Origin of the sequence: Tropicimonas sp. S265A, from assembly GCF_049800835.1 — a bacterium.
In the GTDB taxonomy this organism is placed as follows: domain Bacteria; phylum Pseudomonadota; class Alphaproteobacteria; order Rhodobacterales; family Rhodobacteraceae; genus Dinoroseobacter.
In genome coordinates this window covers 116490-143155 of the sequence record NZ_JBNAFU010000004.1, presented here as the reverse complement: position 1 = coordinate 143155, position 26666 = coordinate 116490, and the positions used below count along the sequence as shown (strand labels likewise).

The following is a 26666-nucleotide window of genomic DNA, read 5'->3' as shown; positions in this document are numbered from 1 at the left end:
AGTCATTTCGAAAGCTGGCAAAAAATTCGCAGGCGTCCATCGCCGCTGCACGAACGGTAAATAGCAATGCACGAACGGTCAGAGGTTCAGGGCATCGGCAACCTGTTTGCGGCGCGCGCGCGCCACAGGCAGCACAAGACCATTGCGCAAACAGACGCGCCATCCGTTCTTGTGCCTGTCCAGTCGCTCAACGAACCGGCTGGAGACCCAGTGTGAGCGGTGAACCTGAATGCCATCGCCGACCTCTGTCATTGCCTTGGAAAACGCATAAAGCACCAGATCGTCTCCACGAGGTGTGTAGACCCGCGTATAGTGCAGCTCAGCGGACAGCGCGATGATGTCCACCAATCCGTCTTGCCGTAACTCGGGTCTGATCAGGCGGAGAAATCCGGAGGTTTCAGACCTCCGTGTGTCAACCGCTGTCGGAAGCCGAACGCCTCTCAACGCATTCAGCGCCGCCCAACACAGGATCACCGGTGGCGCCAGCGCCAGGAACTCGTCCAGCAGGCTGACAACGCCGGACATCGTGGCTTCTTTTTCATCGCCGGGCGTCGCAAACCAAAAATCGAAAAGCGTTGCGAACGGCGCGAAGGTAAGGGCCGCAAGACCAGCTGACAAAAGGATTGCGGGCCAGACAGGCACACGCGTCCAGCGGGAAAACCCGATCTGAAACCCTTGCGCCAGCGCAATGGGCATGACGACATGCAACACCCAAAACAGCATGCGCGGCCCTGTCGAGAGCCCGGAAGAGGCTTGCGGATTGAGCAGAAACAGGAAAACCACCAATGCAGCGGATGCACCGAGCAGGAACCCGATCCAACTCGTTCGCGGATCCAACCGCCGCAGGTGATGTCTTAAACTGGCGGGATGTCTGGCCACGGGTACGAGATTGCGCGGAACGGCGGAAAATCAAGGTACCGCTCGCTGCGCCCTTGCGGCGGCGATGTCGATGCGCTCGCCAGCAGTCCGCGCGGCGCGATGTAGGACAAGATCCGTTTCTCCGGTTGCTCCCGCCAGGTCAGATTGAACGCCGCTGTCTTGGGAAAGAAATAGACCTCGTGAAATACCAGGTGATCCCAAAGCCACCACGCAAGATCACGCCAATCCCGACCTTGCGCGTATTGGGCAGCAAACCATGGGATGGAGACACTGACACATGCGCCCATGCGCCCTTCGCTGTCGCGCCGGTCCCAGATATGACCCGCGTAGTTTTTCTCATTTGCCGCGCATTTTTGCGGACGCACCTGCGTGGCTCCGAAATGATTGAGCGAGGGCGACCTGTAACCAGACCGGATATCCACGGGACCAAAGGTTTCCACCAGCGGGTCCAGCAATTCCGTGGCCAGCTTGCGTCCCGAAGCCAGCGCAAGTGCGGGATCCTCTGGGATATTCGATATCTGATAGAGACTACCGATTTCAGTATGCAGAAAATCACGAAATGCAAAATATCTGCTAAGGCGCTGGCGTCCCAAATCCTCGAGCGCGATCAGGCTTTGCGGGCTACGCAAGGGTTTGTCCCCTGCCCAGTACCTCCGCGATGCTCGCCGCGATCAACTCAAGGCAGTCCGGCGTCGAAAACCGATGATCCGCCCCGTCAACAAGCGTAAGGCGCATGTCCGTCGCCTCTGCATGGTCAAGCAGACGCAGGGCGAGCGTGGTCGGGACCACCTCATCTGCGGTGCCATGCAAAAACCGGACCGGGAACGGCAAGGGCAGCGGTTCGGGAAAGACCAATATGCGGCGGCTGTCTTCGATCAACTTGTACGTCACGACATAGGGTCCTTCGTCATAGTCAGATGGCACTTCGATCCGGCCGTCCCGCTCCAGCACCGCGCGTTGTGCCTCGGAAAATCCGGCCCACCATTCGTCTTCGGTAAAATCTGGTGCAGCAGCAACCGTGACAAGCCCCGAAACGCGCTCCTTCAAAGCTTTTGCAACAACCAAAGAGACCCATCCACCCATGGACGACCCGACGAGAACCAGTGGTCCATTTGTAACAGCCGTCAACAGATCAATGGCATCCTCGGCCCATTCAGCTACCGAGCCATCTTCAAACGCGCCAGAACTTTCCCCGTGCCCGGAATAGTCGAACCTCAGAAACTTCTGGCCCCGGGTCTTTGCCCACTCCTCAAGGTAAAGCGCCTTGGTTCCCGACATATCGGAGCGGAGACCCCCAAGAAACACTACTGTGGGGCCTGTTCCTCCGGTTTTGACATAGGCAAGCTTTCGTCCGCGTGCGGTGTTCAGTGTGTCCATCATGTCGCCCGTAACTGGTGCGCATAGCGTAGGGGCACAGTGCGGGACGCTCAACCACCCAGGATCGCGTCAGGGTCCCGCAACCCTTGCAACCGACCAGCTGCCGCGCGCCCGAATTTGCGCGTCAGCACTTTGCGCCGCGCTGCTGCAAGCGCGCTAACATCCGGCATGGTCCGAATCTCTGCATCATAGCCATCGGCAAAGATCAGACCCGTGCTTTCAGGCAGCAGTTCAATAGGGAAATCAGCGTCCACCGCCCAGAAATAGCGGTCGCAATACTCCAGATACCCGGTCCACTTGGCATCCGAAACAAAGTCGGCCCGGCTTGACTTGCATTCTACCACCCACAGTTCGCCCTTTGGTCCCAGCGCCATGACGTCGACCCGTAACCCGCGTTCGGGTGCGAATTCCTCAAGGCAGGCGAAGTCGAGGCTCCGCAACATCCGACACACTCCCCGGGCCAGACGTTGACCGGGTTGGAGCAGATCGAGCGATGGGTCGTGTTGCGTCATGCGCCGAATATGAACACATCGTGAACATCTGTCCAGTGTGATCGCCGAATTGCCTTGTCCGGCCCGCCCGTACTGCCTATGTAAGCCGAGGCGGGTACTGCGGTGTTCGACACAGGTACAATTCCAGTGGCCTTAAGCAATTCCGAGGGAGCTGGCTCTGTCCGGATCCTGGTCCGTTTACCTGGCGCCCACCTGTATATACAGGTCCTCGGGAATCAACGCCTCCCCGGCACACGCGGGCCCGCCACTTTCCGTTACAGGTCTTCGGGGAAATGGCGGCGTTTCTTCTCTACCACCGGAATGTCCGACCGACGCGTGCGGGGTTGGGGCGTAGGGCGCGCCGGAACAACGATCTGTTCCTCATTCGGATCAGCCATACGCATGATCACGAACGCAAACTGCGCCCCCGAGAAGACAATCGCGTTGAACATCACCAGCATGATCGTCGCAGTGATACCCACATCCGAATTGGACACGAGCGTCCAGAGCCCGCCCACATCGAAGGTAAACAGGATGGCGACGAACAGGATCGCCAGGGCAAAGCCGATGGCGCATTGCTGAAGATAAAGGCGTACGAGGTTGGGCATGACGTGGCTCCGGGGCTTTGAGCAGACACATAGTCGGCACACCGGAATTGGCCAGTCACGGAAACGCTGCAGCGCAGAATCCTGCCGATGCAAGGTCGACTGCTTATTCGGGTTGCACTTCGCGGCGATCGCGCCCGGTCCGTAATCAGGCGTTGAACGCCTCGGGCTGGGCTTCGCGCGCCATATGATCCAGAACTGCGTTCACGAATTTGGGCTCTTTGCCTTCGGGAAAGAAAGCGCGCGCCACATCCACGTATTCGGTGATCACGACCCGGGGCGGCGTGTCGTTGGCGACCATCTCAGCACCAGCCGCGCGAAAAAGCGCGCGCAACGTCGGGTCGATCCGGTCAATTGGCCAAGCAGCAACCAGCGCACGGTCCGTCATCTGATCAATTCTCGCCTGCCAGTTCACCGCGTCGCCGATGGTCTTGCGGAACAGGTCGATATTGCCTTCGGCAAACGTGCCCTCTTCGTATTCAGCCCCGAACCGGTGATCCTCGAACTCCTGCACCACAACATCACTGCTTTGCCCGGAGGACTCCATCTGGAACAGGGCCTGAACGGCATAGAGCCGCGCGGCTGATTTCATCTGGCGACGATCCTCGGACGAGGGCTTGGGGCGTGTCATGACATGTCCTTATTGCGTGGTGCCGGCCTTGAAGCCGATACCCTTCGTCTGGCGCGCGTAACTGCGTGAAAGTGCGATCAGATGCAAGGCCGCCGCTGCGGCCCCCCCACCCTTGTTCTGCCCCTCGGGGTCTGCGCGTACGAGTGCCTGGTCCTTGTTTTCAACGGTCAGAATCCCATTGCCCAGCAGCGCACCTTGCAGTCCCAGCAACATCAGACCGTGAGAGCTGTCATTGCACACGGTCTCGTAATGGGTGGTCTCGCCCCGGATCACGCAACCAAGGGCAACGTAACCGTCATACTCAGCCTGCGCATGGGCCACCCGGATGGCGGTCGGGATCTCCAGCGCGCCGGGGACATGAACCATGTCCACCTCTGCCCCGACCTCGGCCAACACCGACCGTGCGCCTGCCTCCAACCCGTCCGCGATATCCTTGTAGTAAGGCGACAGCACGATCAAAACCTTGACCGGTTTGTCAAAACTCGGGAGCGGCATTTCATAATGGGTCTCTGATCCGGCCATGCTCAGCCCTCCTTCAAACGGCGTGAGGGAATTTTGCGGGTCCCCGTGATCGTCAGACCGTAAGCCTCCAACCCGATGACCTTCGGCGAGGGCGAATTTGTCAGCAGCACCAACTCGCTCAGTCCCAGGGATGACAGGATCTGCGCCCCCAATCCGTACTGGCGCAAAGTCTGCGGCGAGGTGGCGTTCTCAGGCACCATTTTCATCGTGGTGTCCCTGAGCAGGACCACCGCCCCGCGCCCTTCGTCGGCCACTTCACACATGGCATCACCGAACTCGCCCGCACGCCCCGCGCCACCGACGCCGATAATGTCCAACATCGGGTCAAGCGCATGCATCCGTACAAGGACGGGTTCAGGGGTGGTGATATCGCCCTTGATCAACACGATATGCTCTGCCCCCTGCGTCTCGTCGGTATAGATGCGCTGCTGCCATTCGCCACCGAATTCCGAGGAAATCACCTCTTCCTTGGTGACTTTGACCAGATTGTCGTTGCGGCGGCGATAGCCGATCAGGTCGCTGATCGTCCCGATCTTGAGGTTATGGCGTTGCGCGAAGGCGACCAGATCAGGCAGTCGCGCCATCGAGCCGTCTTCGTTCATGATCTCGCAGATCACGCCGGAGGGGTTCAGCCCCGCCAGACGACTGACATCCACCGCCGCCTCGGTATGACCGGCGCGGACCAGCACGCCACCATCTCGCGCACGCAACGGAAAGACATGGCCGGGCGTTGCGATATCCGCGGCGGATTTCGCGGCATCAATCGCCACGGCGACGGTGCGCGCGCGATCCGCGGCGGAAATGCCCGTGGAAACGCCCTCGCGGGCCTCGATCGACACCGTGAAAGCGGTTTCATGACGCGATGAGTTGTAGGAGGCCATCAACGGCAGTCCAAGCTGGTCAATCCTCTCTCCGGTAAGCGACAGACAGATCAGTCCGCGTCCGTGCTTCGCCATGAAGTTGATCGCGTCCGGCGTGGCCATCTGCGCCGGGATCACCAGATCGCCTTCGTTTTCGCGATCCTCGTGGTCGACCAGAATGAACATGCGCCCATTTCGCGCATCCTCGATGATCTCTTCGATCGACGAGATTGCATCGGAATAATGGGTAGCTGTCGCGTCCGCCATAATCGGTCCTTACTCCAGTTCGCAGGGGGCATACCGCAGGTGCGCAGGCGTGGCCAGTGGATCAATCGGCATGCGCAGAAGCTGTGCGTCCATGCGACGGAACGTTACGACCATTCCGCAAGCCGCGCGACATAGCGGGCAAGGGTGTCGATCTCAAGGTTGATGCGATCACCGACTTGGACAGCGCCCCATGTGGTCGCGGTCTTGGTGTGCGGAATGAAGTTCACACCGAACCGGCAACCGTCCACCTCGTTCACCGTCAGTGATGTGCCGTCCAGCGCGACAGAGCCCTTCGGCGCGATAAACTTGGCCAGCGCTTCAGGCGCTTCGAATGTGACGCGGGTGCTGTCCCCTTCATCCTGCATGTCCACGATTGTCGCAACGCCATCCACATGGCCCGATACAATGTGTCCTCCCAACTCATCGCCAACCTTCAACGCGCGTTCAAGGTTCACGGCGGAGCCCACTTTCCAATCACCGATGCTGGTCTTGGAGACGCTTTCCGCGCTGATCTGAACGTCGAACCAGGCCTGTTCGCCCTGCATCCCCGTCTCGATCACCGTCAGGCATACGCCATTGCACGCAATTGATGCGCCCAGATCGATGCTTGTGGGGTCATAGGAGCAGCCCAAACGCGCGCGCAGATCGCCCTGCTGGTCGAGCTGCAGCACCTTGCCGACATCCGTGATGATCCCGGTGAACATGGGGTCTCTCCTTCTTGCACAGGGTTGGGCTTGTCCTAGTCAGCGCAGCAACGCCCGACAAGGGGGCTGATCCAGTTTCTGCTGCAAGCTGGCCTTAGTTTTATCACTTGGAAAGGTACAAGGTTTAGCCATTATGTAGACAAACAAGAGCAGCCCAACCCACAATGCATCCGCCCACAGCCCGTCCCGTCGCGCCAGGTCGCCGTGTCTTTGTCCTCCTCCAGGGGCCGCATGGCCCGTTTTTTGGACAACTCGGCGAGATGCTGAAGCTGGCGGGCGCGAATGTTTGGCGCATCGGGTTCAACGCTGGAGATGCGCGCTTCTGGCCAGACGCCGACAGCTACATCCCCTACACCAAAACGCCCGAGGATTGGGACCACGATGCGGCGCGCATGCTCTCCGACCTGAATGCCACGGATGTCGTCCTGTACGGAGATGTGCGCCCAATTCACGCCAGCGCCGTCAAAGCGGCAAAGGCTATCGGGGTGCGGGTGCATGTCTTCGAAGAAGGCTACTTGCGCCCCTCCTGGGTCACGTATGAGCGGGATGGAGCGAACGGAAATTCCGCGTTGATGTCGCTGTCGATCGCCCAGATGCAGGCGGCTTTGAACGCCTACGCGCCAGAACTGTCGGCGGCCCCGTCGCGTTGGGGCGAAATGCGCCATCATCTCTGGCACGGCGCGCGGTACCAGTTCCACGTGATGATGCGGAACCAAGTGTATACAGGGTTCACGCCGCATCGCGCCTTGAATGTCCGGCAAGAGTTTGCGCTTTATCTGCGCAAGTTTCTGGGTTTGCCCGTGGTTGCAGCACGCCGCGCGCTGGCCACGCGCCGGATAAGGACAGGTGGCTTTCCTTACCACCTTTTCCTCCTGCAACTGGAACATGACAGCTCTTTTCAGGCGCATTCGGATCACGCCAGCTTTGCCGACGTGCTCGAAGAGGTGTTTGGTGCCTTTGCCCATGGGGCACCCCCGCACCACCATCTGGTGCTGAAGGCACATCCCCTGGAGGATGGTCGCGCCGACTTGCGGCGCACGACCTGCGCCCTCGCTGCGCGTTTTGGAATCTCGGACCGGGTTCACTTTGTGGCCGGTGGAAAGCTCGCCCCGCTCCTCGATCAGGCGCGCAGCGCGTTGACCGTTAACTCCACCGCAGCGCAGCAGGCACTTTGGCGCGGGTTACCTGTCAAAACTCTGGGGCGGGCGATTTACGCGAAGCGGGAGTTGGTCTCGGACCAGCCGCTGGCAGCCTTCTTTGCCCGACCAACACCGCCCGACATGCGCGCTTATCGCGATTTTCGGCACTTTTTGTTGGAAAGCTCGCAAGTGACCGGAGGGTTTTACAGCCGTCGTGGCAGACAAAACCTCTTGCGCCAGGTGATCGATCTGATGATGGACGAAACCGACCCGTACGATGCATTGATGTCCGGGCACCCGCGCAGAAAACACCCGATCCGCGTTGTTTCGACATGATAAGACGGTCCGCCAAGCGTGGTAAAAACCTCACGCTTACCTAAGCTATCACGTGCAGCACGTTGAAATGGCCTTTGAATATGAAAAACCTGCCGTTAACTTCTGCGGCAACGGCGAAAACGCCACTCGAGGAGCAGCCAAGTGTACAAGAAACTCGATCCCTTGCGCGCAACGCGCGTGGCACGCAGTTTGATCGCCTTGACGGTCGCTGGCGCGGTCGCAGCCTGTGGCGGCGTTGTGCCCAAGGCCGGCCCGAACGAGCGCCAGTTGCTGGACTCGTCGGTTCAGCAGGCCGGCAATGCCTTCGTAGTTCCGGTTGATGACGAAGTGGCGCGGGAAACAGCCGTGTTTAACCGCCTCGGGTTCTCTTCGAATTTCATCAATGCCGACGAACTCAGCCCTGACACGATCCGTCCGGGTGACGTTCTGGGCCTGACAATCTGGGAAAACGTTGTCGAAGGTCTGTTGGCGCGCGGCGGCGGTGCCGCCGTGATTGAACAGGTGCAGGTCGACAGCGCCGGGTTCATCTTCATTCCCTATGCAGGCCGCATTCGGGCTGCCGGGAACACACCCGAAGCGCTGCGCGGCATCATCACGCGCGCGCTGGAAACCCAGACACCGGATCCGCAGGTCACCGTGCGCCGGATCGCCGGAAACGGCGCAACCGTGACCGTCGTGGGCGGCGTCGGCTCGCAAGGCGTCTTCCCGATTGACCGTCCCACCCGGAAACTATCGTCTGTTCTGGCACAAGCCGGTGGTGTGGTCGTGGAAGCGGACGTCGCTCAAATCTCCGTTCTGCGCGGCAACGAAATCGGCCGGATCTGGCTGACCGATCTTCTCGAGGACCCTTCGGTTGATATCGCTGTTCGGGGCGGTGACCGCGTGATTGTCGAAGAAGACCGCCGCACGTTCATCTCGCTGGGGGCGACCGGCACCCAGACTCGCGTGCCATTTGTGTCGCAGGACCTTTCGGCGATTGAGGCGATTGCCTCTGTCGGCGGCCTGAACTCCAACCTCGCCGACGCCACGGGCATCTTCGTTCTGCGCGAAGAAGATCAAGCGACAGCGCGCAAAGTCCTGAACAGAAACGATATCCAGGGCGAGCAGCGAATTATCTATGCGATCGATCTGACGCAGCCAAACGGCATGTTCACCGCAGGCGACTTCATCATTCAGGACGGGGACACGATGTTTGTCACCGAAGCCGCGCTCGCACGTTGGAGCAAGGTCATCAGCCTGACATTCGGCTCGATCGTCCAGCCTGCCGCGAACCTTAACACCCTCGCAAACTGATCGCAGCATGATCATCCAACGCGGAGCATCCGGTCCCCCGGGTGCTCCGCGCTCTCGTTTGTATATCTCTTCTCTCAGCCATCTGACCAACCGCCGCGTGCGCCGCATCCTTTCGCTGGCCGGGTATACTTTGTGCATGGGGTTGCCGGGGTCCGATGATTTGGTCGCGCTTTGGGGGCAGGGTCATACGGCCACGCGCGGCGCAAAGCTGGCACGGATACACGGTGCGTCTCTGCTGCATCTTGAGGATGGGTTCTTCCGCTCCGTCCTGCCGGGGCGCACCGGGGCCCCGACGCTGAGCCTGATCGTCGATCAGCGTGGCCCCTATTTCGACAGCGCGGTGGAAACGGATCTGGAGCACCTCCTACAGAATTCGCCTCTCGAAGACCCCAAGGATCTGGCACGCGCAGAACATCTGATCACGCGCCTCGTCACTTCTGGTGTCAGCAAGTACAATTCGGCCACGGCACCTGCCCCCGAAGCGGGTTTCGTCCTCGTGGTCGATCAGACGCGAGGCGACCGCTCCATTGCGGGTGCTCAAGCCTCCGCCGACACGTTCGCTTGGATGCTGGATACCGCCCGACGAGAGCATCCTGACCGCCGGATCGTCGTTCAGGAGCATCCGGAAACCAGCCTGGGGCTACGCCCGGGTCATTTCGAAACCCTGCCGTCCGAAGTGACCCGCCTCGAAAAGCCGGTGCCGCCTTATGCGCTGTTGGACGCAGCGCACGCGGTCTACACCGTCAGTTCCCAACTCGGGTTCGAAGCGATCCTTGCCGGGCATCGCCCAGTGGTATTCGGACAGGCGTTCTATGCGGGTTGGGGGTTGAGTGACGACCGCGCCGCACCGATCCAGCGGCGCACACGGCTCCTGACAAAGGCGCAACTCGCGCTCGGCACCCTCGTCAAGTACCCGCTCTGCTACGATCCCTACCACGACAGACTGTGTGCGCCAGAACAGGTTATCGATGCGCTGGAGGTCCAATCACGCGCCTACCGGGAAGACCACGTGGGCGCGATTGCCCTCGGCATGCGGCTCTGGAAACGCAGCAGCATTGCGCGGTTCTTTCGCGATGGACCAGTGCGATTTGCCACCAACGCAGCCGAGGCGGGGCACCTCGCACAAACCTCCAAACGGCCCGTCCTCGCCTGGGGCAACACGCGGACGGTCGGCCTGAAAACAGCGTGCCGACTGGAGCGGGTGGAGGACGGGTTCATCCGCTCTGCGGGACTGGGGGCAGAGCTTGTTCCGGCGCTGTCGCTGGTGCGTGATCCGATAGGAATTTACTACGACCCTGCGGCACCCTCCGGATTGGAGCATCTGATCGCAGCGTCGCGGCACTTGCCCGCGTGCGACCTCCGGCGTGCGGACACGCTCCACCAACGCCTCGTTCGCCTCGGCGCGTCAAAATATAATCTCAGACGCGCCGAGACAATCCTGCCAGAGACTTCTCGGCCCCGCATCCTTGTTGTGGGTCAGGTTGAAGATGATGCCTCCGTGCTGTGGGGCGCTGTCGGCTCGGTAAAGACCAACGCAGCCTTGCTGCGCGCCGCACGTGCCGCACACCCAGAAGGCTTCCTGATCTTCAAACCCCACCCGGATGTAGAGGCAGGCTTGCGAGACGGGGGCCGCAACACACAGGGCGCGGACCTGACCGCGACGTTCGCAGACCCGGTGGCGCTGCTATCACAGGTTGACGAAGTCTGGACAATGACGTCGCTGCTTGGGTTCGAGGCGCTGCTGCATGGCCGCAAGGTCGTGACCTGCGGTCTTCCCTTTTATGCGGGTTGGGGCCTTACACGGGATCTCGTGCCGCAAACGCATGCGGGCCTGACAAGACGGGCCAGTGTCAAAGGCCAAGTCAGGCTTGCTGGGCTCGTGCACGCAGCGTTGATCGACTACCCCCGCTACGTGGACCCGGTGACAGGTCTGGCCTGCCCGGTGGATATCATTCTGGATCGGCTGGAAAGCGGGACGCTGCCGGAGCCTTCAACTGGCCTGCGGGCGTTATCAAAGCTGCAGGGGGTTTTCGCAAGCCTCCAAGGCTATTGGCGCTAGGGCTGCCGGGACCAGTGTGACATGAGGTCTTTCCCCACACGACGCTGCTCCAACAGGGTACAGCGCGGTGCATCCGCAAGGGCCGAAAGGGAGAGGTTGCCAAGGCCCGCACGCCCCTCGGCACCGATTGCAGCACCCGCTGTGAACAGCACGATGTCGTCCACCAGACCAGCGCGCATCAGGGCCGCGCCGAGACTGCCGCCACCTTCGCAGTAAACCCGCGTCAAACCGGCGTCGGCAAGGCCGCGAACAACCGAGGCAGGGTCCAATCCCTCCGTGTTTGATTGGCACGCAAACAGCTTTGCGCCTGCGGCCTCGAACATCTCCCTCCGGTCCTTCAAGGCCTGCGCGCCATGCATGATCCAAAGCGGGGCGACATGCGCTGTGGCGGTCAGCTTCGATGGAAATGGCACATTGAGGTCGCGACTGACGACGACCCGGACGGGTTGATGCGCAATCCCGAGATCTCGCACAGTCAGGGTCGGGTCATCCGCACGCGCGGTCTCCGCCCCGATCAGAACTGCGTCGTGACGCGCGCGCAAGGCATACCCCGCCCGGCGCGCCTCGGGCCCCGTGATCCATTTGCTTTCTCCCGTTGCCGTTGCAATGCGGCCATCGAGTGTGGTCGCAAGCTTCAACGTGACCATGGGGCGCCCGCGGGTCACCTTGCTGAAGAACCCAGCATGACTGCGCCGTGCCTGAGTTTCGCGCACACCGGTCGTGAGGGCCATTCCGGCAGCGCGCAGTATTGCATGCCCACCGCCATCGACTCTCGGATCAGGATCACTGACGGCGGTTACGACCCGGACAAGTCCCGCATCGACCAAGGCCGAGGCACAAGGCGGCGTCTGGCCCTGGTGTGCACAGGGTTCCAATGTCACGTATGCCGTTGCTCCGCGCGCCCGGGCTTTTGCCTGTGCCAGAGCCTGGGCTTCGGCATGTGGCCGCCCCCCCGGCTGGGTCCAGCCACGCCCGACAACGCGCCCGTCCTTCACGATCACGCACCCGACAGAGGGATTTGGCCAGCAGCGACCCAACCCGCGCCGCCCAAGGCTCAAGGCCAGTCGCATCCACCGGTCATCATCGGATGAAGGCGTTTCAGCCATCCTTCGGTGTGGGCGGCCGCAACTCGGCCACGAACTCCTCGAAATCGTCGGCCGCCTGGAAATTCTTGTAGACGCTCGCGAAGCGCACGTATCCGACGGTGTCGATCCGTGCGAGCGCTTCCATCACGATCTCGCCGATGACCTTGGAGGGAATATCCGTATCCCCCATGGACTCCAGGCGACGGACAATGCCCGAAATCATCTGGTCCAGACGCTCCGGCTCGACCGGTCGCTTCTGCATGGCGATCCGGATAGAGCGCTCCAGTTTTACCCGGTCGAAATCCTCGCGTTTTCCGTTCGACTTGATGACGACAAGATCACGCAACTGCACACGTTCATAGGTCGTGAACCGTCCGCCACATGCCGGACAGAACCTCCGCCTCCGGATGGCAACATGGTCTTCTGCCGGGCGGGAATCTTTTACCTGTGTGTCAACGTTTCCGCAAAACGGGCAGCGCATGGGCCCCTCTCCTCGGTCCTTGAGTGCAATTTGGGGTCTTACGCCCCGTTGGACACTGTGACTATAGGCGAGCGCCAATACCTTGGGTAGGGGCGTTTTTCTGCCACAGATTGTTGCGGCAGGAAGGGCACATCAAAGCGGGTCGGCCTGAAAATGAAGGGCAACCGAGCGTGTATGCGGTCGGGTCCGGTGCTCTACCACGAAGATCCCCTGCCATGTTCCAAGCCGCATTCTGCCTTGCCGCACCGGAACCTGAAGGCTCACTGGCAACAGGGCGGACTTGATATGTGCGGGCATGTCATCGGGGCCTTCATAGGTATGGGTCAAATACGCCATGGAGGGATGATCAGAAGGCGGAACAAGCCGGTCAAAGAAGGCCGTCAGGTCGCCTTGCACCTCTGGATCGGCATTCTCCTGAATAAGAAGACTGGCAGAGGTATGTCGGATCATCAGGGTCAGAAGACCATCCTTCGGCGGCAACCAGGCGGCGACCTGATCGGTGATCTCGGTCAGCCCCGGACCACGTGTCGATACTGCGATGTCGCCCTGCACCGGATTACCGGCAGAACTGCAAAGCGACCGCGACTGAGCGCACTTGCCGCGGCTCCGAGATATCGATCGTGATGCCACTTCCGGACGAAGGGGCCTCTTCGGGCGCACGCAGTTCGAACATGACACTTCGGAAGTCCGGGTTGGTTCGGCTTGGGCCTTCGGCGGTCGTGCTGACCAGAATATCCGTCATCTCGGCACGCAGGACCTGTCGCGCGTATTCCGCAGCCGCACAAAAATACTGCGGACCGGCGGCACCCGGGCGCGAGAGCACTTCAAAGGTGGGACTGTTGTCGATCGACGGCACAACACGGTGGTCGTTGGAAGCGATGAAGGGACGCTCCGGGCTGACATTCGGCACGGGAATCTTGTCTCGCATCATATAGATGATCGCCCCGGCTACAGCGGTGAGCGCGAGAACAGCCAAAAACCGATCAGACATTCATTCATCCCAAATACGTGCCGAACACTGTCGCGCGTGGCGTATCAAAACCTGCGCTTGAACCGGGGTGGGCAGAACTTGCGTGCAACGACGACCGACATTTCTTCGCCGGGGCGGTCGACCTGAACATTGATCGACGAATTGCCACCGCGTTCTCCCTGCCACGGGACAACCGAAAAGAAGACGCTGCGAAACCTGGGTCTGGATTCACTGGGCGCTTCGCCCTTGACCACAACCAACCGGTCTGAGTTCCCGGCCTCAAGGCGGCGGACGGCATAATCCCCCGCCGCGCAGAAATACTGAGGACCAGCAGCGCCCGCGGTCGAGAAGACCTCCATCTGGGCCCCTTCGATGGACGCGGGAACAACCCGCTGCTTGTTCGCCGCGACAAACTCGCTGGCAGCGCCGACACTGGTCGATCCCGTAACGAAAAAGATCGCCGTGACAAGGACCGGAGCCCACTTCACACACCCGACTGGCATTTCGAGACCTCCGTCGTCGTTACAGAAAGCAAGATTGTTGAACCAACCTCACGCACGGGCCTGAAACCAAAAATACGGATGCGCCTACTGATCCAGGAACGAGCGCAGCTTTCGCGACCGACTTGGGTGTTTCAGTTTCCGCAACGCCTTGGCTTCGATCTGACGAATACGCTCGCGGGTAACGCTGAATTGCTGCCCAACCTCTTCAAGCGTGTGGTCGGTGTTCATGCCGATCCCGAACCGCATCCGCAGCACACGCTCCTCCCGCGGTGTAAGCGAGGCCAGCACGCGTGTCGTCGTCTCTTTCAGGTTTTCCTGAATGGCACTGTCCAAAGGCAGAACGGCGTTCTTGTCTTCGATGAAATCGCCAAGCTGGCTGTCTTCCTCGTCGCCGATAGGCGTCTCAAGGCTGATCGGTTCCTTGGCGATCTTCATCACCTTGCGCACCTTCTCAAGGGGCATCTGAAGCTTTTCGGCCAATTCTTCGGGCGTGGGTTCGCGGCCGATCTCGTGCAGCATCTGCCGCCCGGTCCGCACCAGCTTGTTGATCGTTTCGATCATGTGCACCGGAATGCGGATGGTGCGGGCCTGATCTGCGATCGACCGGGTGATCGCCTGTCGGATCCACCATGTTGCATAGGTCGAGAACTTGTACCCGCGCCGGTACTCGAACTTGTCCACCGCCTTCATCAAGCCGATGTTGCCTTCCTGAATCAGGTCGAGGAACTGCAAACCGCGGTTGGTATACTTCTTGGCAATGGAGATCACGAGGCGCAGGTTGGCCTCCACCATCTCCTTCTTGGCCTGCCGGGCTTCTTTCTCGCCCTTCTGGACCTGCTGGACAATGCGCCGGAACTCCCCGATGTCGACACCAACATACTGGCCCACCTGCGCCATGTCCGCGCGCAAGTCTTCGATCTTGTCGGTCGAGCGGTCAAAAAGCGCCTGCCACCCGCGGCCCGGATTCTCGCGCATGCGGTCGATCCACGTCGGGTCCAGTTCATAGCCACGGTACGCCTCAACGAAGTCCCTGCGGTTGATCCGCGCCTGGTCGGCAAGCTTCACCATGGAACTGTCGATGGACATGATCCGGCGATTGATGCCGTAGAGCTGGTCGATCAGCGCCTCGATCCGGTTGTTATGCAGGTGAAGTGCGTTCACCAGGGTCACGATCTCGGAGCGCAGTTTCTGGTATTCCGCTTCGTCTTTGGTCGAAAAGCTTTCGTCTTCGTTCAACGTCGCCGAAATGCGCAAATCCTGCATCTCGGACAGTTGCGTGTAATCGTCCGCTATCCGATCAAGCGTTTCCAGCACCTGCGGCTTCAGGGTCGCTTCCATTGCCGCCAGCGACATGTTGGCCTGGTCGTCCTCATCGTCCTCGTCATCTGTCTTGGCGATGGGATTCCCATCGGCATCAAGCTCGGGTTCTTCGGATTTCTGGGCGGCCGGCGCAGTGGGACTGTTGGCGGCCATCTCAACGACGCTGGTCTCGTTCTCGTCTTCGTCCATCGCGCCACCCATGGTGGCTTCAAGGTCGATCACATCCCGGAGCAAGATGTCTTCGGACAGAAGTTCGTCGCGCCAGATCGTGATGGCCTGGAATGTCAGCGGGCTTTCGCACAGCCCGGCAATCATCGTATTGCGCCCCGCTTCAATCCGCTTGGCGATGGCAATTTCGCCTTCACGGCTCAGAAGCTCGACGGACCCCATCTCGCGCAGATACATGCGCACCGGATCATCTGTCCGATCCAGCGTTTCCGACGAACTTGAGGAGACCGCGACTTCGCGCGACGACGACGTCTCAACTACATCCGTCGAGCCGCTGCTCTGCCCCTCGCCGTCTTCGGCCTCGTCTTCCTCGATGATGTTGATCCCCATCTCCGAGAGCATCGACATCACGTCTTCGATCTGTTCGGAGCTGACCTGATCAGGCGGCAACACCTGGTTGAGCTGGTCGTAGGTGATGTACCCACGCGTCTTGGCCTCTGCGATCATCTTCTTGACCGCAGCCTGGCTCATGTCGAGCATCGGCTCATTGTCCTGGTCGTCGGTTTTCGGGTCGTCCGTATCTTTGGCGGCCATTCAATAATCCTTGGTCCAGAGGCGCGTCGGTCCAACACGTCCTACGATCAATTCAGGTATCCCCACCCGGAACGAATCAGCCAGTGAGTGATTCGCATTCCACTCTTGTACCTGTGTTTACTTAACTTCCTGGTCAGGGTCAGCCCCCAGACGACTCACCTTTTGAGAAGATGATCCGGTTTAGCAACTGATCAAGGGCGCTTCGTTCGTCACGACTGATTCGCGCCCCATTATCCGCAACGTCATATTCGGTTTTGTCCTCCTGTTGGCTGCGCTCTGCGCGGTTGCGCGCCTCTGCGGCCTGCCCGAGCCGCCATGTCAGCCCCTCGTCTTCGCGGCTGGAGAACTCATCCAGCGCTTCGGAGATTTCGCGATCGCATCCCCGGCTCGCCGCTAGTTTCGCGAACGCTTCCGTGAGGGTCTGTCGCGCGATGTCCTCCCGCACCTCCGGTTTCAGCGCCGGGGCTATGCGCAGATGGGCGTGGGACAGAAGCCTTTCAAGGGTTCCGGAACACCCCTTCGCCTCAAGATGCGCCAAATGATCGGGATGGTTTTGCGGTGCAGACAGCAACGCCGCCGCCAGGCGCCCCAGATCGGCGTCCTGAAAGGCATGTTCCAGAAGCGCGTCATCATACTCTGCAATCAGATGAGGATGCCGGGACAGAGTGGCAAGCACCAACGCCTCGCGCAGCCAGTCTTCCACCGCGTCGGCCCTGACCAGATCCGAGGACCGCGCCGAAGCGGTCGGCAGTGGGACCGCACGGCGCGCGCCCAAAGTCCCGCGCGCAGTCCAGCTGCCCGCGCGTACCGGGATGCCGTTTCCGGAGCGGTTGCCATAGCCGAACAGATCCTCCCGCAAACGACGCACTTCTTCGCCGTAGTGGCGTTTGATCGATGGGTCCCTGATCGCCGCGATGCGCCCACGAAGATCCTTGTCCAACGCTGCCCGGCGTTCGGGGCTGTCGAAGACCTTGCCCTCGGTGGCCCTTTGCCACATCAGGCTAACCATCGGAAGCGCGGCCTCCAGCAGCGTCTGCATCGCCTCCGCCCCCCCCGCACGGATCACATCATCCGGGTCTTGTTTGTCGGGCAGCAGACAGAACCGAATGGCCTTGCCCGCCTCCAGTAGCGGCAGGGCAAGGTCCATGACGCGCATCGCCGCTTGCACTCCTGCGCGGTCGCCATCCATGGCAAAGACCGGCTCGTCCGACATGCGCCAGATCATCTGCAACTGTGGCTCGGTCACCGCTGTTCCAAGCGGGGCAACCGAAGCCATAAAACCGGCCTCCGACAAGGCGATTACGTCCATATACCCTTCGGCCACAATCACCTGAGCCGCCTTGCCCGCCGCCTCGCGCGCCCGCGCCAGATTGAACAGCACGCGGCTCTTGTCGAACAGTTCAGTTTCCGGCGAGTTGAGGTATTTCGCCGGATCATTCGCGTCCATGGCACGGCCACCGAAGGCAATCGCGCGTCCGCGCGCATCGCGGATGGGAAACATGATCCGGTTGCGGAACACGTCATAGGGTTTTCCGCCCGCTTTCGACGATGGCTTTGCAAGACCCGTGGCAAGGATACTCTCTTCGGCTACGCCCTTGGCGCGCAGATGATCCCACAAGACCTGCCATCCATCCGGCGCAAAGCCTAGATCCCACCGCGCTTGCGCCTCCTCGGACAGGCCGCGCCCTGCAAGATAGGCGCGCGCGTCGGCTCCGGCCGCTGTCGAAAGTTGCAACCTGAAAAACCGAACTGCCTGCTCGACAACTGCGATCAGCTCGCTGCGGCGGTCCGCCTTTTCCGCGGCCTTCGGATCACGCGCCGGCATGGGCAGCCCGGCTTCGCCCGCCAGTATTTCCACGGCTTCCATGAAGCTGACATTCTCGGTCTCGCGCACGAAAGAGATCGCGTCGCCTTTGGCGTGACAGCCAAAGCAATAGTAGAACCCCTTGCGATCATCGACATGGAAGGACGCGGTTTTTTCCTGATGGAACGGACACGGGGCCCAAAGATCGCCTTTGCCCTGGTTGGATTTGCGCGGATCCCAGACAAGTTTGCGCCCGGCCACCTGCGCAATCGAGGTTCGCGTGCGCAGTTCGTCCAAGAATCCCGGTGGCAAGCTCATGCCTTTCAATATCGGCTGGCATCCTCCCCTCGGCAAGGGCGCAAACCATCATTCAAGTCTGCAAAACATCCGCGTTGCAGGCTCAGACGCGCAACGACTGACGCGCGTTAACAGTAGATATGGCGTGCTTCAGGTCCTCTTCGACGGACCTGGCAAAGGATCGCATCACCCAAACCTCAATCTCGGGCTGCCCGGAAATGATGAGCGCGGAAACATGCCCAACAGGACTTCTCAGCGCGGTCGGCCCGCTCAGGGCCGACGCACGCAGGTCCACCGGACAAACGCGCGCCATCACCTCCGCACGCCCCGCACCAGACAGCCCGAACCGCACCCACCCATCGCTGACATCGACCACGGCACCGTGGTTCTCAAGACCGGCGGGCTTGTCTGCGTCTTGCAGAATGGCCGCCTCGCGCCCTGCCCAAAGGCACCGTCCCTTCGGCAAATCCAAGACCTGACCCACTTGAGGCAAGCCAGTCCCGAAAGTGTTTCGAAACGCATCCGACATTGCCACACCACTGCCAGGCCACGGTCCAAGCCAGAGCAGGCGGGCGCGGGGCAGCTGACGCAGGCATGCGGTGCCGTTTCCAAAATCAGCCGAAGCCGGAGCAGGGTCGGGGATGTCAGGCACGCATGCGTCCTCCGTCCGGATCGACGGGACAAACCGGAGTGACCGTACATCGCACGGTCTTCTTCCGGACGTGGTCCACTGCCATGATCTGCGTCCCGAGGCGCGCCGCACCGTCCTTGAGGAAGGCAAGGGCGAGCCCATGGCCAACCGTCGGCGAATAGCACGCCGAACTGACGTGCCCTTCGGAATTCTGTCGCACGGCTTCTGCGCCCATAGGAAACAGATGCGCGCCCGCTGACGGTCCTTCAGAAGCTTCTGACGGTTGCAAGCCAACCAATCGGGGGCGGTGTTTGTCCTGCAAACCGGGCCGGGCCAAAGCTGTCTTGCCGATGAAATCACCCTCCTTTTTCACCAGACCTCCCAGGCCAAGATCGCCTGGCGTGACCCGCCCATCTATTTCGGCATGGGTGACGAACCCCTTTTCAATCCGCAGAACGTTCAACGCTTCCATACCGTAAACGCCACCTCCTGCGGCTTCTGCCCGAGTGGCCATGCCTGCGTGGAGTTCGGCACCCCGCGCTGCGGGAACTGCCAGTTCAAAACCCATTTCCCCTGAAAACGAAATCCGGTAAAGCCGCGCAGCCCCACCCCCGACCGCGACGGGGGCCGTACCCAGAAAGGTAATTTCATCAACCACATCAGGCGTATCGACAACCGACCGCAACAGGTCTCGGGCCTTTGGTCCGGCCACTGCCACCTGCGCCCAGTGATCGGTGACAGATACAAACCGCACCCGGAGCGAGGGGCAAAGTACCTGCTGAACGAACTCCAGATGCTGCATGACCTGCGCGGCTGCGGCGGTCGTCGTCGTCACAAGATACTTTCCCGGTTCAAGACAGGCACATGTGCCATCATCCATGACGATCCCGTCCTCGCGCAGCATCAGGCCGTAGCGGACCCGCCCGGGTTTGAGGCTCGACATGCGACCGGCATATACGAAATCCAGAAAGGCAGCGGCATCCGGTCCCTCGACCGCAATTTTGCCGAGGGTCGAGACATCGCATACCCCGACGGCCTGTCGTACGAACGCCACCTCACGATCACAGGCATCGCGCCACGACTTGTCCCCATGCTGCGGATAATACGCCGGGCGATGCCACAACCCTGCCTCTAGAAGCGGTGCACCGCACGCTCGGGCGTGATCGTGACTCGGCGTCCGGCGCGCCGGTGCAAACCCCGCGCCTTGGGCCCCGGCCCCAATCGCGGCAATCGAAACCGGTGTAAACGGCGGGCGAAACCGCGTCGTGCCGGTCTCGGCCAGGCTGCGCCCGGTCGCATCCGCCAGTACGGCCATGGCCAGCACGTTCGAACTGCGCCCCTGATCCGGGGCCATGCCCTGGGTGGTGTAGCGTTTCATGTGTTCCACCGCGCGCATGTTCTCGGATGCAGCAAGGTGGACATCCTTCACCGTGACGTCGTTTTGCAGGTCCAGCCAAGCCCGCCCGGGTCCCGGCACATGATAAACCGGCGTGATGCGATAAGGCATATCCTCTGCCGCTGGAACCTGCATATCTCGCGCCTTGAAGCCGATACCTTCCACCGCAGCGCGTGCCTGAGCGACACCGGAGGCTAGCGCACCGTGAGTGGAGAATTGTCCGGCCGCCGCACCCGCCGCCAACATGCCCGGCACCGCTCCTGGCTTGGGCAGGAATGCGTGGAGCGTGTCGTCCCAAACCGGCGAGGCATCAAGATGACAGCTGAGTTGTACATTCGGGGTCCACCCGCCAGAGACTCCGAGCGCCTGGACATCGACCTCCGCCACGCCCGTGGCATGGGTAACGATGATCTTGCGCAGCCCGTAGCGCCCCCTTGTCCCCGTGACCTGCGCCGAGGTGAAAACGGGCGCTCCATCGAATGTCGGCGCATCCTGGCGCGTATCGATCAACGCGGCGACCTCGACCCCCGCTGCACGCAACCGACCGGCCGTTGCATACATCCCGTCATGACACCCGAACAGCGCCACAAGAGGGCCCGGCGCCACGCCCCAGCGGAGCGCATATGCCTCCAACGCGGCCGCAGACATGATGCCCGGGCGGTCATTCTGGGCAAAGGCAATCGGGCGTTCAGATGCGCCAGAACACAAAACGCTCCGCTTTGCAGCGATACGCCAGAAACACTCACGCGGCAGCTCTTCAGGCGGCGCTGCAAGGTGCAGCCCGACCCGCTCCAACGCGCCGTAGGTCCCGCCGTCATAAGCTCCGGAAACGGTTGTCCGGCACATGTACCGCACGCGCCCAGTCTCCTCCAATTCAGCGCAAGTTCGCGCCGCCCATTCGGGCGCGGGCATCCCGTCGATCTGTTCATCGCTGGCCAGCAAGCGGCCCCCGGGGCGTGTATCCTCGTCTGCCAGAATGACATCAGCACCGGATCTTGCCGCCGTAAGCGCCGCGACCAAACCAGCCGGACCAGCCCCGATGACCAGAACGTCGCAACTTGCAAAAGCTTTCTCGTAGGTCTCGGTATTATGCCGTCCGGACAGTTTCCCAAGCCCCGCCGCGCGCCGGATCGCAGGCTCGTACAACCGTTCCCAGAAGGACCGGGGCCACATGAACGTCTTGTAGTAGAAGCCGGCGCTCAAGAATCGCGCGGCAAGGTCATTCACCTCCATCGCGTCCCAGCGCAGGCTCGGCCATCGGTTCTGACTGAGCGCATAGAGCCCGTCATAAAGCTCCACCTGTGTTGCCCGCGCATTGGGAACATGCCGTGCGCCCTTGCCGACACCAACCAGCGCATTCGGTTCCTCGCTGCCCGCGCCCCACAGGCCGCGCGGCCGGTGATACTTGAACGAACGACCCACAAGCCGGACATCGTTGGCCATCAGGGCCGATGCCAGCGTGTCGCCGGCAAAGCCGGACATCCAGCGATCATCCCATTGGAATTTCACCACGCGCGTGCGATCGACCTCTCCGGGGTTCGCAAGCCTCATCCCTGCTCACCTTGGGTGTCGCGGACAAGCCGCGCGCCTTGGATTGCATGGGTCACGGTATGCCGCTCCACCTCCAGCCAGGCACCACACCCCATGGCGTGAAACCACAGATCGCGCACGGGTCCCGCCGGATTGTCGCGAAGATGGAGGTACGCATGATACCCTTCGGCATCGCCCTCCTCAGGACGTGATAGATAAGTCTCGTCCCCAAGATAGGTGAACTCTCGCAGGTCTCGTTCCCCGCAAAGCGGGCAGGGAATGCGCATGTCGGCCCCCGGCTGTCGCATCTTTGCGGCAGTAAAAACCGACGCGCCAATCCCATCAAGCCATCCGCGACACCCGACAGGCCCGTTTACGACAGATCACTCCGCCGGCGCCGCGGCCGTGGCGGGCTTTGCGTCAATACGATCCTCAGGTGCTGGCGCCACAAGCGCAAGACGCAGGAGTGGCGGCACCGTCAACAGGGTCAGAAAAGCCGACATAGACAATCCGCCGACCACGACTGCTCCGAGCCCGCGATACAGTTCCGATCCCTCCCCCGGGAAGATCACCAACGGCAGCATCCCGCACACACTGGTCAGCGTGGACATGAAGATTGGCCTGATCCGGTTGCGCGTCGCCTCTTCGATGGCATCGATCGGGCTCATGCCTTCGTCACGCAGGTGATAGAGAGACTGATGGACGATCAGGATGGCGTTATTCACCACGATCCCGACAAGGATGATGAACCCGAGCAGGGTCAGCATGTCCAGCGGTTGTGTCTGGTACGTGTTCAGAAGTGCAAGCCCACCAACCCCGCCCGCCGCCGCCACAGGAACGGAAATCAGGATGACGAGTGGCAGGACAAAGCTTTCGAACAGGATCGCCATCACGAGGAATACGATAACAAGTGCCACGATGAGGTTGATCTGAATGGCATTCCAGGTCTGGCTAAGTTGGTCCGCGGTACCCGAAACGGACAAGCGTGTGCCCGGAGGCAGACCTTGCTCCTCCAGCACGTCGACCACTTCGGTCTGCAAAAGCTCGACCGCGCTTTCCAGCGCCAGAGCATCCGAGGGTCGGACTTCAAGGGTCACTGTGCGCAAGCGGTCGCGATGCCTGATCTCGGTCGGACCGGCCGTAACTACGACTTGCGCAAGCGCGGACACCGGCACGATGTCTCCTGAGGGCGTCACAACCGGATAAGCGCCCACGTCCTGCGTGCGCAAACCCGCGAGGGTCGCCGTTTCGCCTTTGAGCACCAGGTTCAACCGATCCGCGCCTTCGGTGATTTCAGCGACGCGCAGGCCATCATTGTAAGCATCCACCGTTGCCGCAAGCGCGCCCGCATCCACGCCCGCATCCGCAAGTCGCAAACGATCAGGTACAAGGCGTACCTCCGGCGCGCCCAGTTCCAAACCGGGAATAGGACGGAATTGGTGCCCCTCGGATCTGGGTAGCAGGCCAGACACGATCCCCGCCGCGCGTCCCGCAACACCCAGGATCTCTTCCAGGTTCTGACCGGAAACATTCAATTCGATGGTGCGCCCGCCGCCGACCCCGCGCCCAAAGAGAGAGGGCTGTGTCATGAACCCGAAAGTTCCGGGTTCGGCAAAAATCGGCCCCGAGAGCAACGGGATCAATTCAGCCACGCGCGGACCATCGAGCGCCGTTGCGCCCACGAAGGAGTTGCCGGGAGTTGCAACGAAAAAGAAATTATCGACCGTCGGGGTTCCCTCGGGCGTGGCCAGCTCCGGTGCGGATTCCCACATCGGACGCGCCGCGTTCTCAATCCGTTCGGCAATCGTCTCGGTGGTGTCGAGGTTGTAGCCCGGCGGCGGAATGATCAGACCAAAGACCAGGTTGCGGTTGCCTTCGGGCAGGTATTCCAGACGCGGCAGGAAAAGGATAGTAGCCGCCGCCGCGGTCCCTGCAATCAGCACGACCATAAGGATGCCAAGCGCGCGGATCCGCACGGTGAGCCGCACGTACCACATTACCAACGCCTTGAAGGCCCGGGCCAGGTGGTCAATCCCCGGCAATGGCAGCATGGTTTGCTCGCCGTCTTTCAACAATCGCTTGGAAAGGGCGGGGATGACCGTGACCGCCACGATCAGAGACAGCACGACCGAGACTGAAATCGCGACGGCGATGTCGCGGAAGAGTTGACCTGCCTCCAACTCCATCACGAGGATCGGAACAAAGACCAAAACAGTTGTCAGCGCTGAGACGAGGATCGCCCCCCAAACCTGTTTGGCGCCATGATAGGCAGCCTCCGAACGCCTGAGCCCCTGCTCTCTCAGTCGATAAATGTTCTCGAGAACGACGATTGCAGCATCCACAATCATGCCCACGGCAAACGCGATACCGGCGAGGCTGACAACGTTGAGCGTTCGCCCGGTCGCCGCCATCGCCACGAAAGTCGCGACGATCGAAACTGGGATCGCCAGGGATACGACGAGCGTTGCCCTCGGAGATCGGAGGAAAAGCAGCAGGACGAGCGCGGCAAGCCCGCCACCGATCCAGATGTTCTGAGTTACGAGTTGGATGGCGCCTTCGATGTAAATGGTCTCGTCATACACCTGCTCCATGTGCAGGCCCTGATCCGCCACGGGACCATCGCGTAATTCCGCAAGGACCGTCCGGACTTCGGCCATGGTCTCGATAACATTGGCCCCCTGTTCGCGCACGATATTGAACGCAAGACCGGACTCGCCCTTGAACCGAAGTCGTGCTCTGGGCTCACCATAGCCGAACTCGACGCGTGCGACGTCCGACACAAGCACACGACCCAACAGGCCGCTGCCTGCTTCGGAACGCAACACCACACTCTCAACCGCCTCGACGGTATCCAGAGACCCTTCGGCGCGCACGACGTAACGGCGTTTGCCTTCGTCGACGTCCCCGGCGGACAGCGAGATGTTTTCAGACCGGAGGCGCGCAACCACCTCGGGCACGGTCAGGCCAAAATTTGCCAACCTGCGCGGGTCAACGACGATTTGCAGCTCGCGCCCGACACCTCCGAACACATTGACCGCCGAGACACCCTCGACACGCTCGACGCGATCCTTGACGACATCTTCCATGAAATCGCCATAAGTCGGCAACGGTCTGGTGTTTCCGTCCCGCGCCGTCACGATGACCCAGGCGATCGGGCTATCGTCATCTCCGGATGTATCAAGCGACGGCTCGCCAGCTTCATCCGGATAGTCACCCACACGGTCCAACCTGTTGGATACCAACAACAAGGTCTGTGTCATGTCGGTGCCGGGGGAGAACTCCAAGGTGATCTCCGCCTCTCCGGTCTGCGACCGCGACGTCATGATGTCGAGCCCTTCGAGGCCGCGCAGCGCCTCTTCCTGCGGATTGACGATTTCGCGCTCCACCTCGGCGGGGGCTGCACCGGGCCATTCCGTGCTGATCACCACAATCGGCTTGCGGACATCCGGGGCAAGCTGAATCGGAATGCGGCTCAAAGCCAACACACCGAACAGCACGGCCATGATCACTGCCGCAATTACGGCGATAGGTCGTTCGATAGAGAACTTGATCGGGTCCATGACCGCTCCGGTATCAGTTGGAAGCCGGGGGCGGACCACCGGCAGGCTGGATGGCTTGGCCGGGGCGCAACCGCTCGTTGCCGCGTACCACGACCTCATCACCCTCCGACAGTCCGCCCAGCACTTCGAACCGGTCGCCCATCGCGACGCCGATCGTCACGGGGCGCGGTTGTGCTGTGCCGTCTGCATTCACGAACACCGTCCATCCCTGTGCCCCTTGAACAAGGGCGTCTTTGGGCAGGCTCAATGCGTCGCGGGGCCGGGCGATCGGCACTTGCAAGGTCAATGACTGGCCCAACGCGACAGACCCGTTCAAGGCGCCAAGGTCGACGGTGAACCGCACCGGGCGGGTCCGCGTTGCCGTACTTTCCGTTGGCAGCACCGCGCGCACGGTCAGGTCAAGCTCAATGCCCTGTTCCGTCTCTCCGCGCACATCAACACCCGTTTCCACGGCTGCAATAAATTGAGCTGGAACCTGAGCTTCGACCTCCAAGGCACTGATATCAAGAAGCCTTGCGACCTCTGCCCCTACGGAGATGAATTGGCCGGGGTCCGCCTCCACCGACAGCACGACCGCATCGAACGGTGCTGTGATCTTCGCGCGCGACAGGGTGTAGGACACTTCGGCCAGAGAGGCCTCGGCGTTGGAAAACCGCGCCTGCGCCTGTGCCAGTTGCCCCTGCGCCTGCGCCAGTTCAGCGCGCAGGTCTTCGAACCTTCCGGAAGAGAACGCCGCCGTGTCTCGCAATCCTTCGGTGCGCGACAGCGTATCTCTGGCGCGGGCCAGTTGAGCCTCGGCGACTGCGATCCCCGCTTCGGCTTCGGACCGCGCGGCCAACGCCTGATCGTACTCGATCTCGGTCAGTTCGGTATCGAGTTCGGCAAGCAGGTCTCCGGCTTTGACGCGGTCGCCCACAAGCACCGCAACAGTGTCCACGATCCCGGCCACGCGCGCGGCAACGGCGCTGTCGCGCGAGGCGACAATCTGGCCGAACACCGGCAGTGTTTCCGCGAGCGTGCGGGTTTCGACCAGTTCTGTCACCACAGCCGCAGGTCGCCCCTGCGCCTGCGCTACGTGCGAAACCGGAAAGGACAAGGCGCAGGCAGTGATCAGAACGATCGCAAAGGCGGGCATTGGAAAACGGCGCATGGGTCTCTCGCTAC

Annotated in this window: 24 protein-coding genes and 1 other RNA gene; 4 read left to right on the top strand and 21 right to left on the bottom strand. The window is 61.4% G+C overall.

The genetic code is table 11. The features are described 5' to 3' along the window. Positions 1–78: 78 nt before the first annotated feature. From ACP15N_RS12375 to ACP15N_RS12360, 4 genes are read right to left on the bottom strand one after another with little or no spacing between them, the layout of a single operon-like run. Positions 79–837 (bottom strand): LytTR family DNA-binding domain-containing protein, encoded by a 759-nt coding sequence (locus ACP15N_RS12375; RefSeq protein WP_425092591.1) that lies wholly within the window; start codon positions 835–837, stop codon positions 79–81. Between the two features lie 17 nt (positions 838–854). Further along, positions 855–1508, bottom strand: coding sequence for a hypothetical protein (locus ACP15N_RS12370; RefSeq protein WP_425092590.1), 654 nt, complete (start codon positions 1506–1508; stop codon positions 855–857). Further along, a complete protein-coding gene (locus ACP15N_RS12365; protein ID WP_425092589.1) occupies positions 1501–2259 on the bottom strand; it encodes an alpha/beta fold hydrolase in 759 nt (252 codons plus the stop codon). The genes ACP15N_RS12370 and ACP15N_RS12365 overlap by 8 nt, the downstream gene beginning before the upstream one ends. A 47-nt stretch (positions 2260–2306) precedes the next feature. Then, positions 2307–2768, bottom strand: a complete 462-nt coding sequence (locus tag ACP15N_RS12360; protein WP_425092588.1) for an MmcB family DNA repair protein — start codon at positions 2766–2768, stop codon at positions 2307–2309. 91 nt (positions 2769–2859) lie between these two features. Between ACP15N_RS12360 and ssrS the strand changes: the two genes are divergently transcribed. Next, a non-coding RNA gene (gene ssrS, locus ACP15N_RS12355) (6S RNA) lies at positions 2860–3014 on the top strand. Between the two features lie 8 nt (positions 3015–3022). On the opposite strand, the gene ACP15N_RS12350 is transcribed toward ssrS, so the two are convergent. From ACP15N_RS12350 to ACP15N_RS12330, 5 genes are all read right to left on the bottom strand, one after another. After that, the gene (locus tag ACP15N_RS12350) at positions 3023–3355 is read right to left on the bottom strand and encodes a hypothetical protein (protein WP_425092587.1); all 333 of its coding nucleotides are present in this window, start codon (positions 3353–3355) and stop codon (positions 3023–3025) included. A 145-nt stretch (positions 3356–3500) separates the two neighbouring features. After that, positions 3501–3983, bottom strand: coding sequence for a transcription antitermination factor NusB (nusB, locus tag ACP15N_RS12345; protein ID WP_425092586.1), 483 nt, complete (start codon positions 3981–3983; stop codon positions 3501–3503). A 9-nt stretch (positions 3984–3992) separates the two neighbouring features. After that, positions 3993–4505, bottom strand: coding sequence for a 6,7-dimethyl-8-ribityllumazine synthase (locus tag ACP15N_RS12340; RefSeq protein WP_425092585.1), 513 nt, complete (start codon positions 4503–4505; stop codon positions 3993–3995). 2 nt (positions 4506–4507) lie between these two features. Next, positions 4508–5632: a 3,4-dihydroxy-2-butanone-4-phosphate synthase gene (ribB, locus tag ACP15N_RS12335; protein ID WP_425092584.1), complete on the bottom strand. Its 1125-nt coding sequence runs from the start codon at positions 5630–5632 to the stop codon at positions 4508–4510. A gap of 104 nt (positions 5633–5736) precedes the next feature. Continuing rightward, positions 5737–6336, bottom strand: a complete 600-nt coding sequence (locus tag ACP15N_RS12330) for a riboflavin synthase (RefSeq protein ID WP_425092583.1) — start codon at positions 6334–6336, stop codon at positions 5737–5739. A gap of 164 nt (positions 6337–6500) precedes the next feature. Between ACP15N_RS12330 and ACP15N_RS12325 the strand changes: the two genes are divergently transcribed. The 3 genes from ACP15N_RS12325 (at position 6501) to ACP15N_RS12315 (ending at position 11163) form a co-directional block, all read left to right on the top strand. Continuing rightward, positions 6501–7811 carry a capsule biosynthesis protein gene (locus ACP15N_RS12325; protein WP_425092582.1) on the top strand — a complete coding sequence of 437 codons (1311 nt, stop codon included), beginning with the start codon at positions 6501–6503 and terminating at the stop codon, positions 7809–7811. A gap of 141 nt (positions 7812–7952) precedes the next feature. Continuing rightward, positions 7953–9104: a polysaccharide biosynthesis/export family protein gene (locus ACP15N_RS12320; protein WP_425092581.1), complete on the top strand. Its 1152-nt coding sequence runs from the start codon at positions 7953–7955 to the stop codon at positions 9102–9104. A 7-nt stretch (positions 9105–9111) separates the two neighbouring features. Then, positions 9112–11163, top strand: a complete 2052-nt coding sequence (locus ACP15N_RS12315) for a capsular polysaccharide biosynthesis protein (RefSeq protein WP_425092580.1) — start codon at positions 9112–9114, stop codon at positions 11161–11163. Here the strand turns inward: ACP15N_RS12315 and ribD are convergent. From ribD to ACP15N_RS12255, 12 genes are all read right to left on the bottom strand, one after another. Then, positions 11160–12269, bottom strand: coding sequence for a bifunctional diaminohydroxyphosphoribosylaminopyrimidine deaminase/5-amino-6-(5-phosphoribosylamino)uracil reductase RibD (gene ribD, locus ACP15N_RS12310; RefSeq protein ID WP_425092579.1), 1110 nt, complete (start codon positions 12267–12269; stop codon positions 11160–11162). The two genes, ACP15N_RS12315 and ribD, sit on opposite strands and share 4 nt — an antisense overlap. Further along, entirely contained in the window at positions 12262–12729 is a 468-nt protein-coding gene (gene nrdR, locus ACP15N_RS12305; protein WP_425092578.1) for a transcriptional regulator NrdR, read from the bottom strand. The genes ribD and nrdR overlap by 8 nt, the downstream gene beginning before the upstream one ends. A gap of 132 nt (positions 12730–12861) precedes the next feature. Then, a complete protein-coding gene (locus ACP15N_RS12300) occupies positions 12862–13281 on the bottom strand; it encodes a secondary thiamine-phosphate synthase enzyme YjbQ (protein WP_425092577.1) in 420 nt (139 codons plus the stop codon). A gap of 4 nt (positions 13282–13285) precedes the next feature. After that, entirely contained in the window at positions 13286–13720 is a 435-nt protein-coding gene (locus ACP15N_RS12295) for a hypothetical protein (RefSeq protein WP_425092576.1), read from the bottom strand. A gap of 44 nt (positions 13721–13764) precedes the next feature. Continuing rightward, positions 13765–14187 carry a hypothetical protein gene (locus ACP15N_RS12290; RefSeq protein WP_425092575.1) on the bottom strand — a complete coding sequence of 141 codons (423 nt, stop codon included), beginning with the start codon at positions 14185–14187 and terminating at the stop codon, positions 13765–13767. A 99-nt stretch (positions 14188–14286) separates the two neighbouring features. Then, on the bottom strand, positions 14287–16284 hold the full coding sequence (gene rpoD, locus ACP15N_RS12285; RefSeq protein WP_425092574.1) for an RNA polymerase sigma factor RpoD: 1998 nt from the start codon (positions 16282–16284) through the stop codon (positions 14287–14289). A gap of 139 nt (positions 16285–16423) precedes the next feature. Continuing rightward, the gene (gene dnaG / locus ACP15N_RS12280; RefSeq protein ID WP_425092573.1) at positions 16424–18406 is read right to left on the bottom strand and encodes a DNA primase; all 1983 of its coding nucleotides are present in this window, start codon (positions 18404–18406) and stop codon (positions 16424–16426) included. An 82-nt stretch (positions 18407–18488) separates the two neighbouring features. Further along, on the bottom strand, positions 18489–19037 hold the full coding sequence (locus tag ACP15N_RS12275; protein ID WP_425092572.1) for a sarcosine oxidase subunit gamma: 549 nt from the start codon (positions 19035–19037) through the stop codon (positions 18489–18491). After that, entirely contained in the window at positions 19030–21963 is a 2934-nt protein-coding gene (locus ACP15N_RS12270; RefSeq protein ID WP_425092571.1) for a sarcosine oxidase subunit alpha family protein, read from the bottom strand. The genes ACP15N_RS12275 and ACP15N_RS12270 overlap by 8 nt, the downstream gene beginning before the upstream one ends. Beyond that, positions 21960–22229: a sarcosine oxidase subunit delta gene (locus tag ACP15N_RS12265; protein ID WP_425092570.1), complete on the bottom strand. Its 270-nt coding sequence runs from the start codon at positions 22227–22229 to the stop codon at positions 21960–21962. Before ACP15N_RS12265 ends, ACP15N_RS12270 begins: the two co-directional genes overlap by 4 nt. Positions 22230–22325: 96 nt before the next feature. After that, positions 22326–25502, bottom strand: coding sequence for an efflux RND transporter permease subunit (locus ACP15N_RS12260; protein ID WP_425092569.1), 3177 nt, complete (start codon positions 25500–25502; stop codon positions 22326–22328). A 13-nt stretch (positions 25503–25515) separates the two neighbouring features. Continuing rightward, complete coding sequence (locus ACP15N_RS12255) at positions 25516–26652, bottom strand: efflux RND transporter periplasmic adaptor subunit (RefSeq protein WP_425092568.1); 1137 nt, start codon at positions 26650–26652, stop codon at positions 25516–25518. Positions 26653–26666: the final 14 nt, after the last annotated feature.